11 protein-coding genes are annotated in these 17,371 nt (G+C 44.9%); 5 read left to right on the top strand and 6 right to left on the bottom strand.

Features of this window, described 5'->3' with window-relative positions; translation table 11 throughout:
- Nucleotides 1-69: 69 nt before the first annotated feature.
- From recQ to lhgD, 5 genes are all read left to right on the top strand, one after another.
- Nucleotides 70-2,280 carry a DNA helicase RecQ gene (gene recQ / locus NFI81_RS20715; protein ID WP_234615215.1) on the top strand — a complete coding sequence of 737 codons (2,211 nt, stop codon included), beginning with the start codon at nt 70-72 and terminating at the stop codon, nt 2,278-2,280.
- A 50-nt stretch (nt 2,281-2,330) separates the two neighbouring features.
- Nucleotides 2,331-3,620, top strand: coding sequence for a phosphoribosylamine--glycine ligase (gene purD, locus NFI81_RS20710; RefSeq protein ID WP_234615216.1), 1,290 nt, complete (start codon nt 2,331-2,333; stop codon nt 3,618-3,620).
- Nucleotides 3,621-3,736: 116 nt separating this feature from the next.
- Nucleotides 3,737-4,834 (top strand): PSP1 domain-containing protein, encoded by a 1,098-nt coding sequence (locus NFI81_RS20705; RefSeq protein ID WP_234615217.1) that lies wholly within the window; start codon nt 3,737-3,739, stop codon nt 4,832-4,834.
- Between the two features lie 75 nt (nt 4,835-4,909).
- Entirely contained in the window at nt 4,910-6,103 is a 1,194-nt protein-coding gene (locus tag NFI81_RS20700; protein WP_234615218.1) for an anhydro-N-acetylmuramic acid kinase, read from the top strand.
- A 33-nt stretch (nt 6,104-6,136) separates the two neighbouring features.
- Entirely contained in the window at nt 6,137-7,336 is a 1,200-nt protein-coding gene (gene lhgD / locus NFI81_RS20695) for an L-2-hydroxyglutarate dehydrogenase (protein WP_234615219.1), read from the top strand.
- Between the two features lie 72 nt (nt 7,337-7,408).
- Here lhgD and NFI81_RS20690 read toward each other — a convergent pair whose 3' ends face one another.
- The 6 genes from NFI81_RS20690 to NFI81_RS20665 all read right to left on the bottom strand — a co-directional run bounded on the left by NFI81_RS20690 (nt 7,409) and on the right by NFI81_RS20665 (nt 17,171).
- Nucleotides 7,409-8,860, bottom strand: a complete 1,452-nt coding sequence (locus tag NFI81_RS20690; RefSeq protein ID WP_234615220.1) for an amino acid permease — start codon at nt 8,858-8,860, stop codon at nt 7,409-7,411.
- 126 nt (nt 8,861-8,986) lie between these two features.
- Nucleotides 8,987-11,962 (bottom strand): protein translocase subunit SecDF, encoded by a 2,976-nt coding sequence (secDF, locus tag NFI81_RS20685; protein ID WP_234615221.1) that lies wholly within the window; start codon nt 11,960-11,962, stop codon nt 8,987-8,989.
- A gap of 170 nt (nt 11,963-12,132) precedes the next feature.
- On the bottom strand, nt 12,133-12,552 hold the full coding sequence (locus NFI81_RS20680) for a hypothetical protein (RefSeq protein ID WP_234615222.1): 420 nt from the start codon (nt 12,550-12,552) through the stop codon (nt 12,133-12,135).
- Nucleotides 12,553-12,622: 70 nt separating this feature from the next.
- Nucleotides 12,623-13,741: a DmpA family aminopeptidase gene (locus NFI81_RS20675; protein WP_234615223.1), complete on the bottom strand. Its 1,119-nt coding sequence runs from the start codon at nt 13,739-13,741 to the stop codon at nt 12,623-12,625.
- Between the two features lie 85 nt (nt 13,742-13,826).
- Nucleotides 13,827-14,765: a DUF4249 domain-containing protein gene (locus tag NFI81_RS20670; RefSeq protein WP_234615224.1), complete on the bottom strand. Its 939-nt coding sequence runs from the start codon at nt 14,763-14,765 to the stop codon at nt 13,827-13,829.
- Between the two features lie 39 nt (nt 14,766-14,804).
- Nucleotides 14,805-17,171, bottom strand: a complete 2,367-nt coding sequence (locus NFI81_RS20665; protein ID WP_234615225.1) for a TonB-dependent receptor — start codon at nt 17,169-17,171, stop codon at nt 14,805-14,807.
- Nucleotides 17,172-17,371: the final 200 nt, after the last annotated feature.

The raw sequence follows: 17,371 nt of genomic DNA, 5'->3' as shown, positions 1-17,371 counted from the left end.
AACCAATGGGATTTTTAATTTCAAAAGCAAAGATATAGAAGTTTGGGATAACCATTTTGTTAACAGAGTATGGTAAAGAATGTTGATGCAGTCGTTTTAGACACGTTGAAAGAAAGGCTTAAAGAAATTTTTGGGTACAGTCAATTCCGGGGTGAGCAAGAAGTAATCATTCAAAACATCCTGCTTGGTAAGAATACTTTTGTGATCATGCCCACCGGTGCAGGAAAGTCACTCTGCTATCAATTGCCTGCTCTTGTCAGCGATGGTCTTACAATTGTCATATCGCCGCTTATTGCATTGATGAAAAACCAGGTTGACCAGTTAACTGCTTTTGGCATTAATGCACAGTTCCTCAATTCAACGCTTACCAAATCTGAAATGACGCGGGTTAAAAGCGATGCGCTGGATGGCAGCCTGAAATTGCTGTACATTGCTCCTGAGTCACTTACGAAAGAAGATAATCTCGATTTCCTTAAAAGAGTAAAAATATCGTTCGTTGCTATTGATGAGGCTCATTGTATATCCGAATGGGGGCACGATTTCAGACCGGAATACCGCCGTATTTACGGAATAATTGAAAATATCGGTAACCTTCCAATCATTGCGCTTACGGCAACAGCAACACCGAAAGTGCAGCAGGATATCCGTAAAAACCTGCAAATGGAGGAAGCCGAGACTTTTAAGTCTTCATTTAACCGGAAAAACCTTTACTACGAAATACGTCCTAAAAAGGACGTTAAAAAACAGCTGATACGCTACGTTCGCAACAACAAAGGCAAGTCGGGGATCGTGTATTGCCTCAGCAGAAAGACGGTGGAAGAAGTCGCTGAGCTGCTTAGAGTTAACGACGTTCGTGCATTACCGTATCATGCCGGACTGGACAGCAACACGCGCATGGCTAATCAGGATGCGTTCCTGAATGAAGAAGCGGATGTGATCGTTGCAACCATTGCTTTCGGCATGGGAATTGACAAGCCGGATGTTCGTTTTGTGATACATTATGATGTTCCTAAGTCGCTGGAAGGTTATTATCAGGAGACAGGACGCGCTGGAAGAGATGGCTTGGAAGGAAATTGCCTGATGTTTTACAGCTATGAGGACATTCAGAAGCTGGAAAAATTCAATAAAGACAAAACGGTTACCGAACGGGACAATGCGCGTCATTTGCTGAACGAAATGGTGGCTTATTCAACCTTAGGCGTTTGCCGCCGCCGACAATTACTAAGCTACTTTGGGGAATATCTGGATAAAGACTGTGGGTTTTGTGACAACTGCATCAAGTCAACAGAAAAAACAAAGGTTCAGGACGGCGTAATTCTTGTTCTGAGAGCTGTTGAGCTTACTGAGCAGCGATTCGACTGTGAACACATTGCGGACGTCCTGACGGCCACTGAAAACCAGTACGTTAAAAGCTACGAACACGACCAGCTTGATGTGTATGGCAAAGGGTTGGATATTAATGATTCCCGTGAATATTGGATCTCGACCATTCGCCAGCTCGTGATCTTTAATTACCTGGAAAAGGACATTGAAAATTACGGCGTTATTAAATTGGGTGAAAAAGGCTCAAATTATCTGAATGATCCCTATCCGGTTACGCTTCACAAAGACCATAATTTTGATGAAGAAGAAGTAAAACCAGAAGACGATGACAAGGATGCAGCCGCCGGCGGAAGCGCGCATGCTTATGACGAAGCACTTTTGGGAATACTTAAAGCGCTTCGTAAAAAGGTCGCAAAAGAGAAAAACCTGCCACCTTATGTTATTTTCCAGGATCCGTCTTTGGAAGAAATGGCAACCACTTATCCAACTACGCAACAGGAAATGGCGCAGATCAATGGCGTCGGGATGGGTAAGGTGCAGAAATTCGGTCGGCAGTTCATTGAAGTGATCACTCGTTATGTTGAAGAAAACGAGATTGAGACAGCCAAAGATGTCGTCATTAAATCGACTGTCAATAAATCTAAAATAAAAATATTTATCATCCAGCAAGTTGACCGCAAGGTAAGCCTGGATGAGATCGCTGAAGTGAAAGATCTGGCCCTTGCCGATGTTATTGAGGAAGTTGAACATATCTGCTATTCCGGCACCAAGCTTAATCTCGATTACTATATCAATCAGGTAATTGACCAGGAAAGGCAGCAAGATATTTATGACTATTTCATGACCGCTGAAACAGATAATATAGCCGCGGCTTTGGGAGAATTTGCCAATGACGAAATTAGCGAAGAAGAATTGCGGCTTGTGCGGATCAAGTTTTTATCGGAATTGGCGAATTAACCGGCCGGGAAAACTTGTTGTCAACGTTTTAGTGAAATAATAAACCATTTATGAACATACTTATATTGGGATCAGGCGGAAGAGAACATGCATTCGCCTGGAAAATAGCCCAAAGCCCTCTTTGTGATAGTTTATACGTAGCACCCGGCAACGCGGGAACTGCGGGTGTTGCTACCAACCTCTCTATATCTTATAATGATTTTGATGCCATCGCCAATGCGGTGTTGCAAAACAATGTTGAGCTGGTGATCGTCGGCCCGGAAGAGCCATTGGTCAACGGCATTGTCGATTATTTTGAATCAAGGGAAGATCTTTCGAAAGTAAAAATTATCGGCCCCAACAAGGCAGGAGCGCAATTGGAAGGAAGCAAGGATTTTTCCAAACAATTCATGCAGAAATATGGCATTCCTACTGCTTCTTCTACGACGTTTACGATTGATACATTGGAACAAGGCCTGGAATATCTTGAAGCCCAGCCACTTCCGATCGTATTGAAAGCAGACGGTCTGGCAGCTGGAAAAGGTGTTATCATTGCCGAAAAGCATTCAGAAGCGGAAATAGCATTCAGGGAAATGCTGCAAGACCGCAAATTTGGTGATGCGAGCAACAAAGTTGTTGTTGAACAATTTTTGAAAGGGATAGAATTATCCGTGTTTGTCCTTTCAGATGGAGAGCATTATAAAATTTTACCCGAAGCCAAGGATTATAAACGCATCGGCGAAAACGATACAGGCCTGAATACAGGCGGAATGGGCGCTGTATCGCCAGTGGCCTTTGCGGATGCTAATTTTTTGAAAAAAGTGGACGAGAAAGTGGTTAAGCCCACTTTGCACGGCCTAAAAAGTGAAGGAATTAAGTATGTAGGCTTTATTTTTATTGGCCTGATGAACATAAAAGGTGAGCCTTTTGTGATCGAATACAATGTTAGAATGGGTGATCCGGAAACGGAAGTCGTGATTCCGCGGATACAGTCCGATTTTGCTATGCTCATGGCCTCAACGGCGAAGGGAACTTTGAATGATTTCGAATTACAAATCTCCCCGCAGGTGGCCGTGACGACCGTGGTTGTGTCAGGAGGTTATCCAGGAGATTATGAAAAAGGAAAGGTAATTTCCGGCAGCCAAAAAGTAGAAGATGTGTTTTTATACCACGCGGGCACTACTTTCAATGGAAACACCGAAGTTGTGACTAATGGAGGAAGGGTAATGGCGCTTACGGGCCTGGCCAATTCCCTCGAGAATGCGGTGCATAAATCGCAGCGCGCGGCCCAGGCTGTGCAGTTCGAAGGGAAATATTTCCGGCACGACATCGGTGTGGATTTAATACGTTATAACGATTGAAGATATGAGTAATTATGGGATGTGGATCATGTTCATCCGGCGGATGCGGTTCTAGTGGATCGGCTGTCTCCGGATGTGGAAGTAATGGAACCTGTGGAACAGGCGGATGCAATAAAATGAATGTCTACGACTGGCTGAGCCACATGGATGTGCCTGTTAGCCAGCGTTTTGATGTTGTAGAAGTTAAATTTAAAGGAGGAAGAAAAGAGTATTTCAGAAATATAAATCAGCTGGAATTCATCACAGGCGACTATGTTGTTTGTGAAATGGCTTCCGGCCAGCATATCGGGACGGTTTCTTTGCAGGGAGAGCTGGTAAGGCTTCAAATGAAGCGTAAAAGCGTGGTGATCAATGACGATATGCACGTGCTTTACCGGATTGCAACCGAAAAAGACCTCGATAAGCATACGCAAGCGATGGCGCGTGAAATGCCGACATTGTATCGCACGAGAGAGATTATCCGTGAGATGAAGCTCAATATGAAGCTCTCGGACGTTGAATTTCAATCTGATAATACAAAAACGACATTCTATTATTCCTCCGAGGAACGTGTCGATTTTCGTGAGCTAATCAAATCATTGGCCTCCGAATTCAAGGTTCGGATTGAAATGCGGCAAATCAGCCTGCGTCAGGAGGCGAGCCGTTTGGGCGGACTGGGCTCTTGCGGCCGTGAATTGTGCTGCTCGACCTGGCTTACGGATTTTAAAAATATATCAACAGCCGCAGCGCGTTACCAGAATTTGTCATTAAATCCTGCAAAGCTTTCAGGACAATGCGGACGCTTGAAATGCTGTCTGAACTACGAGCTGGAAACTTACATTGACGCTTTGCGGGACATTCCGACTGTGGATGTGCCTTTGAAGACTAAAAAAGGCGTTGCTGTTTTGCAGAAAACAGACATTTTCAAAAAGATCATGTGGTTTGGTTTTGATAAAGACACGAACTGGTATCCGGTGGCGATCAGTAAAGTGCTGGAAATCATGGAATTGAACAAAAAGGATATCATCCCGGAATCACTGGAAATTCTTACACCGCAAGCTGAAAGAACCTCTGTGGACAGAGCTCCCGGAAAGATCAACAGCGACCTCGAAAATCTGGATAAAAAATACAGCGAGGAGCAGAAAAAGAAGAAAAAGAAGAAGAGCAGGTCTGGTAAGAACAAGAACAATGCCAACAAACCACCACAGGCTTCTACTCCTCAAAAAAGCGATTAAAACCCGGCGAGATTTTTAACTGGAAGGAAGTCAAGACTTGTAGGAGCTTGACTTCCTTTTTTTACAAAATGGCTTATGAGAGCGCATATTGAGAAACTCTATCAAATATCCGGCAAAAAATCCCGCAGAATTATCGGGTTAATGTCCGGAACTTCGCTGGATGGGCTGGATGTGGCTGTTTGTAACATTGAAGGAAGCGGAACAGCAACGGTTTTGGATCTGGAATTTTTCACAACAGTGCCTTATACCGATGAATTTCGCAATGAAATCCTTCAAATTTTTGCCAAAAGACAGATCGATTTTCAACAGCTTTGCCTCCTAAACCCCTACATTGGCACGGCGCACGCCAAAATGATCCTGAATTGCCTTGAAAGCTGGGACATTGATATTGAACATATCGACCTTATCGCGAGTCACGGACAGACGGTTTTTCACGCTCCGAAAAAACAACATAAGCTTCCCGGATTTCCTAATGCAACATTGCAAATTGGTGATGGTGACCACATTGCAGCAAAAACAGGGATAATAACATTGAGTGATTTTCGTCAAAAACACATTGCTGCGGGCGGAGAAGGTGCACCGCTGGCTGTTTATGGCGACCATTTTCTTTTTTCCAAAGCCGGCGAAAATCGCATTCTGCTTAATATGGGTGGGATAGCCAACTTTACATTTCTGCCGGGAACGCTCGACACTACAAAGATATTTACAACAGATACAGGACCTGGTAACACGCTTTTGGACGCATATACCAAGCGATTTTACCATAAACCTTACGATGAAAACGGCGCAATTGCAGCGAGCGGCAAAGTAAATGAAACATTGCTGGCAGCATTGAAATCGTTTCCATTTTTCAAAGCACCTTTTCCTAAAACCACCGGCCCCGAAGTTTTCAACTTTGATTATGTGGAATCCGCCATTCAGCAATCTAAACTGATCTCCGTTTCAAGGCAGGACATTATCGCAACGTTGACGCAGCTCAGCGCGGAGACCATATCCGACGCGATTAAGAGCATGATGAACGAGGATGATGCTTACACCATTTACGCAAGCGGCGGCGGCGCGCATAACCCGATTTTAATGTCGGGCATTTCCAGCGCGCTGAATCGCCCTGTTTTAAAAATTGATAAACTGGGCATTTCAGGTGATGCTAAGGAGGCGGTTTTGTTTGCGGTTTTGGCAAATGAAGCGGTTGCTGGCCAGCAAATGCATTTTGGGGAAAAAGAAGGAGTGCCAGGCGTTTCCATGGGAAAAATCTCTTTTCCAGGCTGATTAGGCGCTTTTAATTTTAGTAATTAACAACTCATGTACGACATTACCATCATAGGCGGAGGCATCGTGGGCCTGGCCACAGCATTGCGGTTGAAAGAACAGCGACCTTCCCTGAAAATTCTGCTTCTCGAAAAGGAGAACGAAGTTGCCAAACACCAAACCGGCCATAACAGCGGCGTGATCCATTCAGGACTATATTATAAACCAGGAAGCCTGAAAGCCACTAACTGCATTCGCGGTTACCAAATGCTGATCGATTTCTGCAATCGGGAAGGCGTACATTATGATTTGTGTGGCAAAATTGTGGTCGCTACCAGCGAGGATCAACGGCCATTGCTACAAAACCTTTTTGAGAGAGGAAATCAGAACGGCTTAACCGAAAACCGAATGATCACGCAGGGTGAAATTCGTGAAATTGAGCCGCATGTTGCCGGTTTAGAAGGTATCTGGGTTCCCTATACCGGCATTATCGATTACAAAACGGTTTCTGAAAAATATGCTGAATGCTTCCAGCAACTAGGCGGAGAAATTCGCTTTGGAGAAAAAGCAATTGATATTAAAAACCGCAACACACATTCAGAAGTCGTTTCGGCGACGGGTAAAATATTTGAAACAAAACTGATCGTCAACTGCGCCGGGCTTTATTCCGATAAAATTGCGCAGTTAACGCAGCCTGAGAACATTAATGTCAGGATTATTCCATTCCGTGGTGAATATTTCAAGATTAAACCGGAGAAACATTATTTGGTCAAAAACCTGATTTATCCCGTCCCTGATCCTAATTTCCCCTTTTTAGGCGTTCATTTTACCCGCATGATTGAAGGCGGCATTGAAGCGGGGCCTAATGCTGTATTTGCCTTTCGTCGCGAGGGTTATAATAAGCTGGACTTTAATTTACCAGAAATGATGGAATCGCTGGCTTGGCCGGGTTTCAGGAAAGTGGCCATGAAATATTGGAAAACAGGCATGGGCGAATATTACCGCTCATTTTCAAAGGCTGCATTTACAAAAGCATTGCAAGGACTTATTCCGGAGATCCGGAGCGACGATCTCATTCCCGGCGGTGCGGGCGTTCGTGCGCAGGCTTGCGACTATGATGGCGGGTTACTGGACGACTTTTCAATTATTGAAAACAAAAATGCGATTAATGTGTGCAATGCGCCATCGCCGGCTGCAACCTCTTCATTATCAATAGGCCAGACGGTTTCTGAGCGAGTTTTGGCAAGAATCTGAGCGGGAAATGAAATAGAAAAAGCCTCTGTTCTCGGTTGAGATCAGAGGCTTTTTAGTTATATCAAACACAAACTATTCTTTTCCTAACTTACTGTTTTTCTTGCCGTAACCGAAATATACCGCAAGTCCGATTGCCAGCCAGATCGCAAGGCGATACCAGCTTTCAACAGGTAGGGAATACATTAAATAAAGACATACTACAATCCCCATAATTGGTACAAAAGGAACCAATGGCGTACGGAAAGAGCGTTCCAGATCGGGTCTTTTCACACGTAGCATCCACACACCCACGCATACGAGGCAGAATGCAAAAAGTGTCCCGATACTCACCATGTGGCCCAAATCACTCACCGGAACAAGCCCGGCAAAGATGCTTACAAAGCCCATGAAGAAAAGATTGGTTTTCCACGGCGTTGAGAATTTAGGATGCACATCGCTGAAAAACTTAGGCAAAAGTCCGTCTCTGCTCATGGAATAGAACACGCGGCTTTGGCCCAAAAGCATTACAAGCATTACCGAAGTATAACCCGCAAGAATGGCAATAATTAACGCCGTCTGCAATGAATCATAACCGGTCTTAGCAAAAGCAGTCGCAGCAGGCTTGGCATCATTCGCAAACTCCGTATATTTTACCAATCCAGTCATTACGTGTGCAAAGAGCACATATAGGATCGTACAAACAACCAACGATCCAAGAATCCCGATCGGCATTCCTTTTTGTGGGTTCTTAGCTTCCTGAGCAGCTGTTGAAACCGCATCAAAACCAATAAATGCAAAGAATACGACCGCGGCACCTGTTGCAATACCCGTCCAACCGAAGTTTTCGTAGTTTCCTGTGTTTTCAGGAATGTATGGGACATAATTTTGTGGATCGATATGGCTCCAACCCAGTGCGATGAAAATCAATACAACTGCTACTTTCAAAACAACCAGGAAGTTGTTCAAAAATGCCGACCCCTGCGTTCCTCTGATCAATAACAGAGACAGCATGCATACGATAAAAATGGCGGGCAAATTGATGATTCCATTGTCAATAACGGTTCCGTTGCTCAACTTAACCACTTCAAAAGGCGAACAAACAAGCTGCGTAGGAAGGTGAATGTCAAATTTGCTCAGAAATTCGAGCAGATAACGCGACCAGCTCACCGAAACGGTTGCTGCCCCCAATGCATATTCCAAAACCAAATCCCACCCAATGATCCAGGCAACAAACTCACCCATAGTAGCATACGAGTAAGTATAAGCGCTTCCTGCAATGGGGATCATGGAAGCAAATTCAGCATAACAAAGGCCGGCAAAGCCACAACCCAAAGCCGCAAGTATGAATGAAATAGTAACCGCTGGTCCGGAGTGTTCAGCAGCAGCTATTCCGGTCAGAGAAAATAGACCGGCTCCAATGATGGCGCCTATTCCCAGTGCAACCAAACTGGTCGAACTAAGTGAACGCTTTAATTGATTTGCTTCTCCTGTGGATTCTAGTAATAATTTGTCAATAGGCTTTTTGACCCAGAGTTGATTTGCCATATAATGCGTTTGTTGTAGTTATATTAACATCTGTTAAAACTAAAAAGAAAATTTTCCATTTGGCTATATAGACAAAATAAAAAGGGGAAAGTATAAAACTTAACCCCTTTTTATTCTAAAATATCTTTATGCCTTAATCTTTTTGCCTCCGACCGGTGCGACAGTTTCTGCCACCGTCAATGCAGGCTCTTTTCTTTTTTCGCGTTGCAGCAGGTCAACTACGATTGGAGCCGCTACGAACAGCGATGAATATGTTCCGACGATAACCCCAAGAAGCATACAGAATGTAAATCCGCGAATTACAGCTCCTCCGAAGATCATTAGCACGATCAACACAAGGATTACCGAAATACCCGTTACGGCTGTACGGCTCAATGTACTGTTCAATGCATTGTTAATGACCGTTGGCAGGCTTTGACCACGTGCTTTGTCATCTTTCAGGTAGTCACGGATACGGTCATAAATTACAACCGTGTCATTCATGGAATATCCGATCATGGTAAGGATCGCACCGATAAACGCCTGGTCGATATCCAGTGACCATGGCAACCAGCCGTTGAACAGCGAGAAGATGGCCAAAATGATGATCACGTCATGCGCAAGGGACACTACCGCACCATAGCTAAACGCAACTCTTTTGAATCGGATAAAAATGTAAACAAAGTTTGCGGCAAGTGCGAGTAAGATCGCGTAAACAGCCGACCAAAGCGTATCATTGGCCATTGTTGGGCCTACTTTGTTAGAGCTTACGATTTTGGCAGGATTGTTCGGAATTTTCTTAACGCCAGCTAAAATTTTCGATTCTGCTTTCTGATCCGCATCCGTAGATGTTTCTTCAATCAGATAAGCTGTTGTAATTTTCACCTGATCCTGTCCGCCGAACGTTTTTACTTCGGTAGTTGAGCCCAAATCCTCATCCATAATGCTTCTCAGCTTGTCTGCATCAACGGATTCCTGGAAACGAACCACATAAGAACGTCCACCTTTAAAATCGATCCCCAGCCCGAATCCTTTGAAGATAAATGAGCCAATACCGATTGCCATGATAACGGTTGAGATAATGTAAAAACGACGACGCTGGGAAACGAAATCGAAGTCATTGTCTTTGAACCAGTTTTTGGTCAGGCCAGAATAGAAATTGAAGACTTTTCCTCTTTTAATCTGCTGTTCTAAAAACAAACGCGTGATGAATATGGCGCAGAATAAAGAAGTAAGCAAACCAAGAACCAATGTTGTTGCAAAACCAAGAACAAGCCCGGTTCCGAACGTATAAAGGATAATACCCGTAAGCAGCGTCGTAACATTGGAGTCAATGATGGCAGTAAGTGAATGTTTGAAACCATCCCTAACTGCTTGTGCAAAAGGTTTGCCTCCTTCCAGCTCAACCTTGATTCCCTCATAAATAAGCACGTTCGCATCCACGGCCATACCAATGGAGAGGACAATACCGGCGATACCAGAAAGCGTAAGAACCGCACCGAGTGAGGCCATAACCCCTAACAGGAAGAACAAGTTGATAAGCAAAGCCATATCGGCAATCCATCCTGCGCGGCTGTAATAAGCCACCATGAAGACCAATACAATTAGCAAACCAACCGCAGAAGAAATAAGTCCGTCATTGATCGCCTCAGCACCCAGTGAAGAACCTACAACGGCTTCTTCCACAATGTGCGTAGGAGCTGGTAACTTACCCGCTTTCAATACGTTGGACATATCTTTTGTCTCTTCTACTGTAAAGCTTCCGGTAATGCTTGAGTTACCATTTGGAATCTCGCCTTGTACAGTTGGAGCGGTGTAAACCAGGTTATCAATGATGATAGCAACCGGGCGGCCTACGCTGCGTGCAGTCAATGTACGCCATTTACGAGCGCCCTCGCCATTCATACGCATGGTCACTTCCGGGCGGCCGCGTTCGTCATAATCGTGGGTTGCGTCAACAATCACGTCGCCTTCCATTGCAGCCACGCCATTTGCTTTTTTGATAAAATACAATGGCAGGATCAATTGATTATTAACGCCTTCCGTTCCTTTGCGGTCCCACATAAATACAAGGTCCGCTGGAAACAACGATTTCACTTCCGGGCGGCGCAGTATTTCGCTTGCACGCGCTGTGTCTTTCAGGAAAACGCCCAAGCCTTGTGGCATCGGAACGAACAGGTTAGTCAAAGCAGCGCTTTGCGCAGCGATTGCCGAAGAGTCCGTTGCAGTAGAATCAGCCGACTTTTGTGCCAATTGAGCAGCAAGACCGCCATCTGTTTTCTTTGTAGTATCCGTTGTGGCAGCAGCGGCAGTTGTTGGTTTGCCAGTTGCTTTTTTGATTTCTTCCTGTTTAGCAAGATATTTTCCCAAACCGTCCAATCCGGCAGCCAGTTCGTTGGTCAGATAAACCTCGGAAAATTCAAGTTTCGCAGCACCTGAAAGCAAACGACGCACACGCTCAGGGTTATCAACACCAGGAAGCTCAACCAAAATCCGGTTTTGGCCTGGCAGACGCTGAATGTTCGGGTTCGTTACCCCAAATTTATCAATACGAGCCTGTGTGATCTGAAATGCGCGGTCGATAGAACCGTTCACCTCCGTATTCAGCATTTTAACGACATCGCCATCAGACGAGCTGCTGCTGATTTTGCCTCTGTTTGAGCTTGTCGCAAAAAGGGCAGCCAGACTTGAATTAGGCGCAGCCTCTTTATATGCAGCGGCAAAGCGATTGATAAATGCGCTATTGCTTGCCGTTTTGTCCTCACCTGCTTTTTTCAATGCATTCTGGAATGCTACGCTGCGCGCGTTTCCGCCTGCCATTCCTTTCAAAATATCCGCCGGTGCAACTTCCATTACTACGTGCATTCCACCTTGCAAGTCAAGACCCAGGTTCAATTCACGTTCTGTAACTTCCTGCAAAGTATGTCCCAAATACACGTCCTCGCGCCATAGCGAGTCAACGTAACGTTGTTTTTTTGCCAGGTCTACTTCTCCTTTTGCGTCCGTTGCATAAGCCACCGATTTGGCTTTAATGTTGCGTGATACGAATGTAAAGGAGAGATAATAGACGCTAATCAGGGCGATCACTATAGTCAGCCCGATAATTCCGTTCTTATTAGCCATTATTATGTATTGAAAAAATTGAAATTATATTCTGAAAATGAAGAAGATAAATGCAAACTAATGCGGCAATTGATCGGTCAAACAAGCTTTTTGGCGTGTTATCATGCGCAATGTAAGATCAAATGTAATGCTAGTCGCCGCGGTACGCTGCCCGGAGAAAAAAAACGGCTTTAAGGGGCGTTGGTGACTATAAACCGCCCAAAGATCCTGTGAAAATAGGAAAAGAGAAAAACCGATTCCTTAACAACGACAGGGAAAACCGATTTACTGGCTACGAAATGCCAGATGGGCTGGGGTAAAAAGTAGAAATAATGGGAAAAGTCGAATGATAATGCTGGCGTAATTACCGCGTCCAGGGATAATGCACTAACTTTTGCCTGGCTTTGCTCCGTTGATTGGGATGCTTTTTTCGTTAAGTCCTTGCCAATCTCTTTGGCGTGCGAAACGTGCTTTTGAGCTGAATCCGATTGATCTGACCATGAACGCATTCCTGCAACCATCAAAAGCATGATGGCAAGCATGAAGCTCATTGTCTGATTAATAACTCTTTGCGCTTTCACTTCGAATTCCTGTCTCTTATTAAACCGCAAATTTTAATCTAAAAAATTACAAACGCAAACTATTTTTTCAAACGCCGCCGCTCAGCCAATGGGCGCAACATTATTTTAATCTCCCATACTTCTTCATAATTTCAAGAAGCTGCTCCTTCGGAAGCTCCTCTACTTTGTGGCCTTGCGTCCCTTCGCTGGTTTGAGCCATCAGTAGTGAATTGATTATCGCTTCTTCCGTGGACTCTATCGCGGCCAGAAAAAGTGGGCTGATAGCATCATTATGCAGGTAAGTTCCACCATATGTTCGATCCGGCATCTCGTGAAGCATGCGATTGGCGGTTGAAAAAGCAATTACATAATCCCCGCTGCCATTCGATGCGATCCCGCCGGTTTGCGCCAGCCCCATAATCGCCCTTTTTGCAAGCCTTTTTAAATTCCTTGCATCCAGCGGCGCGTCCGTAGCCAGCACCATCATGCATGAGCCATCGGAAGTCTTATCGAGAGACTCTTTGAACGCAAATTTCCCAAGTTCCTCTCCTACCGGAACGCCATTCACTTTCAGAACGCCTCCAAAATTGGTCTGCACCAAAACGCCAACCGTGTAGCCGCCGAGATTGGCAGGGAGTTTTCGGGACGCTGTTCCAATGCCACCTTTAAAATTAAAACAGACTGTCCCCGTTCCTGCCCCCACATTACCTTCTGCAACCGGGCCGTTTTGCGCTTGCGCCAATGCATTGAGCACATGCTCCTTGCGTACGTGACGCCCACGGATGTCGTTCAAAAAACCATCATTGGTTTCTCCCACAACCGGGTTTAATGATCTCACATTTTCGTTGCCCTGCTGCCCTAAAGTCCAATCAATGATCGCGTCGGCGACGGTGGGGACGCTTAGTGTATTGGTGAGAAGAATGGGTGTTTCAATAGTGCCCAGCTCCTCAACCTGCGAATATCCGGTCAGTTTGCCAAAGCCGTTTCCGATATAAATAGCCGCCGGCACTTTTTGCTGAAACAAATTGCCATCGTGCGGAATAATAGCTGTTACGCCCGTGCGCACATCCGCGCCTTCCCGTAATGTTACCTGCCCCACTTTCACCCCGGCCACATCCGTAATTGCATTCAGCGGGCCGACAGGCAGCACACCGATCTTAATGCCCAATTCGCGCGCACGCTTCTGAGCAAAGGCAGGCATTGCAAAAAACACAAGGAGGATCAGTAAATTTTGTTTCATAATAATGGTTTATAAAAATGAAATATAACAAAAAATCCACTGGCAAAACGCGTTTACCAGTGGATCAGCAGTGTTTTTCGAGAAATTAATCCTCGTCCGGACGCGCCTTTTCAGGATCGATCACCGTTTCTTTCCGGCTAACAGCCGAAGTGCCGAACAACCCAAGCGCCCTCGGACCTTTCGGATCTGCATTAACGACATTGGATTTAATGTTCTGAATCGGAACTGCGAAAAGTCCTCCGTTTGCTGCTTGCTCGCGGATTTGTTTTAAATATTCAAAGGTTTCGTTTGTGATGCTGTGTAATTCGACACCGACCGATGCGCCCGCAGAGTAAAGTGAATCCGTTGTGAGCGATTCGCGAATGGGCAAGATGAAAATCAGTCCATCCGAAGGAGCGCCCGACCCGAATGCGGCATCATAGGCGATGGAAATGTTGACTGCTTTTTCAACCTTCGGTTTTCCACTGATAACGGGTTTGATCCAGTAAGTGTCGCCTTCGCCAACAAAATCACGCGCATAAAACTGCACAACATATCCTTCTTTTGGCCCCTTATCCGGCTCAAAAGGCAATTTTTCTTTGCGGTAAACAATGGAATCCACCTGCGGAACGCGTTTCAATTCACTGGACGCCGTGTAAGTGGCTGCTTCGTTTACGATTTTAAGATTATAGGTTCTTCCCACCCGGCCCAAAGTATCCGCATTGGTTTTTCCCCAAACATACTGACCGTTTCCAGCCAGATCTTTAAACTCATAAACCTTACCCTTATCATCCGTAACAGTCACTGCTGCACCCAAAACCGGTTTGGCAGGGCCATTATTGAAATAACTTGCTGACCAGGAAAGTTTGATCGTCTGCGGCCCAGCCTCATTCGTGATCCAGCCGTCCACAACGAGCTGATCCGGCCCTGTTTTCGTATCCAGATTAATGACGTCTTCGCAGCTGGTAAGCGCTACGAACATTGCAAAAAACAATGATAGCAACCCGAAATGCTTGATATTTGAAATATTATTGAATCTTCTCATGACAATTATTTTCATCAATCTGATGGATTTTGATCTCTTTTAAAACTTGAAATTGTAAGTAATAGCGGGAATAAAATTGCCAATTACGGAATAGCGAACAGCCTCTGTTTTGAGTGGCGTATCCTCATTAGCACGTGTGTAAACCGAGAATGGGTTACGACGATTGTACACATTGTACACCGAGAACACATATTCACCCTGGCCCACTTTAAACAACTTCTTCTTGGATTTCAATGTAGCGGCCAGATCGAGGCGATGGTAAGCCGGAATGCGGTTATTATTTCTCGCGCCATCATAATTATTGCCGATCGGCCAGCCGCCCCACTCGTAACGGTTTGTAGGGAATGTTGCCGGTGTGCCTGATGTAATGGTAAAATTCGCCGAAAGTGACAATCTCTTGCTCATTTCATAAATCGCAACCGATGTGAAATTATGCGGCTTGTCAAATCGGGCAGGGAACCAGTCGCTGTTATTGATAGTTTCAAGCAGCCTTTCGGTTCTGGATAATGTATAACTGATCCAACCTGTAAGTCTTCCTTTGTTCTTTTTCAGATAAAATTCGGCACCGTATGCACGGCCTTTTCCGAAAAGCAGGTCGCCTGCCACAAACTCATTCAAAAGCAATTCAGAGCCTGGAACGTAATCGATCTGGTTGTAAAGTTTTTTGTAATAAACCTCCACAGACGCCTCGTACATGTTATTATTGAAATTCTGAAACCAGCCTAATGCAACCTGATCTGCTTTTTCAGGAGCAATGTTGATCGAGCTCAGCGTCCAGACGTCTAATGGTGAGCTGGCAGCTGTGTTGGACAGCAAATGCAGATATTGCGCCGTCCGGTTGTAGCTGGCCTTGATTGACGCGTCCTTGGTAATACCAATGTTCAAAGATGCGCGCGGCTCCCAGTTCCCGTAACTTTTGATCACATCCCCTTTCTTGTACGATTTCCCAGGAAAGACAGGCATTTTGCGCTGGCCTTTTTCAATTTCAAGATAATCATACTCTGTTCCCTGCCCCAGGCTTCTGAAATAGGAATAGCGGACGCCATATTGTAGTGATATCCTATCGGAAAATTTCTGTTCGTTACCTATATATAATGCTGATTCGTCGGCATAACGCGGTTCCAGGCTAATGTCCGTGTTTTCTCCTTCCGAAACTGCGAGCGCTTTGCCCGGGCGGGTGTCATAGTAAATGTATTGCCCGCCAAATGTGAGCTGGTTGTTTGGTGTAATGTAAAATGTAAAGTCTGGCTTGATGCTCGTGCTGATGATTTTCGATTTCCAGTCAAACTTGTCTTTTGCATCCGGCTTGTTTTGATTTTGACCAAGATTATAGTCGTAATTGCTATAATAACCGGTCAGGTTCATGAACAGTTTGTTGGAAAAAATGTGGTTCCAGCGTGCTGTGGCTGTTGCATTACCCCATCCAAAACCAAAATCGCCTCCACCAAAAACGTCTTTCCCAAAATAACCCGATGCGAAAAATGTGTCTTTATCGCCAATTCTATAATTCACTTTGGCTGTCAGATCGTAGAAATAAAACTTGGAATCTTTAAGATCCGAGTTCAAAAACGGTTTGGCCAAAACGTCAATGTACGACCGGCGACCGGCGACGATGAATGAGCCTTTTCCTTTCGCAAACGGCTGTTCATAGGTTAATCTTGAAAAAATAGTCCCGATCCCCCCATTAATCTCACGTTTCTTGGCATTCCCTTCCTTCATCCTAACGTCCAGAATGGAAGAAATACGGCCGCCATAAAGTGAAGGAATTCCGCCTTTTATCAATTTTACATCCTTAACTGCATCGGGATTGAAAACGGAGAAGAATCCGAATAAATGGGAGGAATTGTACACCGGCGCTTCGTCCAGGAGCACAAGGTTTTGAGAAATATCCCCGCCACGCACATTAAAACCCGAAGCACCTTCCCCAACCGAAGTGACGCCAGGCAGTAATTGAATGCTACGGATCAGATCCACCTCACCTAATAATGCAGGCATTTTACGGATCGTCTTCATTTCCACTTTATTTACAGACATTTCAATTCCCCTCACATTTTCATCTTCCTTTTGTGTAGAGATTGTTACTTCCTGTAAATCGGTGCTTTCGTCGGACATTTCAATGCTGACGGTTTTGTCTACATCCAGATTGACTGTCTTTTCAGCTTTCTGGTAACCTATATACGAAAACACGAGCGTGTAATTTCCCTCAGGCAAGGTCAGGGAATAAAAGCCGTAAGGATTCGTCACTACGCCGGTTTCGGCTTCACGAACGTAGACAGAAACCCCGATGAGGCCTTCACCATTTGACTGGTCTTTGACATAACCGCTAACAGTGTGCCGGTTTTGCGCGAGTGCGCTGATACAAAAGAAGAGCGAGAGAAAAAATGGAGCGAGTACTTTGTTTTTCATGGGCTTTAATTTTCATTATTGAACTTTTCCTATTCTGATGACAACCTAACAGACGTATACCCTCTGTAAATTCAACAAAATATTTTTTGAACTTTATTCTAGGAGCCGGCAAAGCACGTGTAAATCAACTTAATATGATAGAAAAAAGTGATGAACTATCAAAAAAAGGGAATAAATGGCCATAATATAAAACCCAATCG

Origin of the sequence: Dyadobacter fanqingshengii (assembly GCF_023822005.2) — a bacterium.
Classification (GTDB): Bacteria; Bacteroidota; Bacteroidia; order Cytophagales; family Spirosomataceae; genus Dyadobacter; species Dyadobacter fanqingshengii.
This window is presented reverse-complemented; position numbering and strand designations above follow the sequence as displayed.

Bases quoted from the DNA above. Each gene is read 5' to 3' on its own strand.
- recQ (WP_234615215.1), top strand. From the start codon at position 70: ATGGTAAAGAATGTTGATGCAGTCGTTTTAGACACGTTGAAAGAAAGG.
- purD (WP_234615216.1), top strand. From the start codon at position 2,331: ATGAACATACTTATATTGGGATCAGGCGGAAGAGAACATGCATTCGCC.
- NFI81_RS20705 (WP_234615217.1), top strand. From the start codon at position 3,737: ATGAATGTCTACGACTGGCTGAGCCACATGGATGTGCCTGTTAGCCAG.
- NFI81_RS20700 (WP_234615218.1), top strand. From the start codon at position 4,910: ATGAGAGCGCATATTGAGAAACTCTATCAAATATCCGGCAAAAAATCC.
- lhgD (WP_234615219.1), top strand. From the start codon at position 6,137: ATGTACGACATTACCATCATAGGCGGAGGCATCGTGGGCCTGGCCACA.
- NFI81_RS20690 (WP_234615220.1), bottom strand. From the start codon at position 8,860: ATGGCAAATCAACTCTGGGTCAAAAAGCCTATTGACAAATTATTACTA.
- secDF (WP_234615221.1), bottom strand. From the start codon at position 11,962: ATGGCTAATAAGAACGGAATTATCGGGCTGACTATAGTGATCGCCCTG.
- NFI81_RS20675 (WP_234615223.1), bottom strand. From the start codon at position 13,741: ATGAAACAAAATTTACTGATCCTCCTTGTGTTTTTTGCAATGCCTGCC.
- NFI81_RS20670 (WP_234615224.1), bottom strand. From the start codon at position 14,765: ATGAGAAGATTCAATAATATTTCAAATATCAAGCATTTCGGGTTGCTA.
- NFI81_RS20665 (WP_234615225.1), bottom strand. From the start codon at position 17,171: ATGAAAAACAAAGTACTCGCTCCATTTTTTCTCTCGCTCTTCTTTTGT.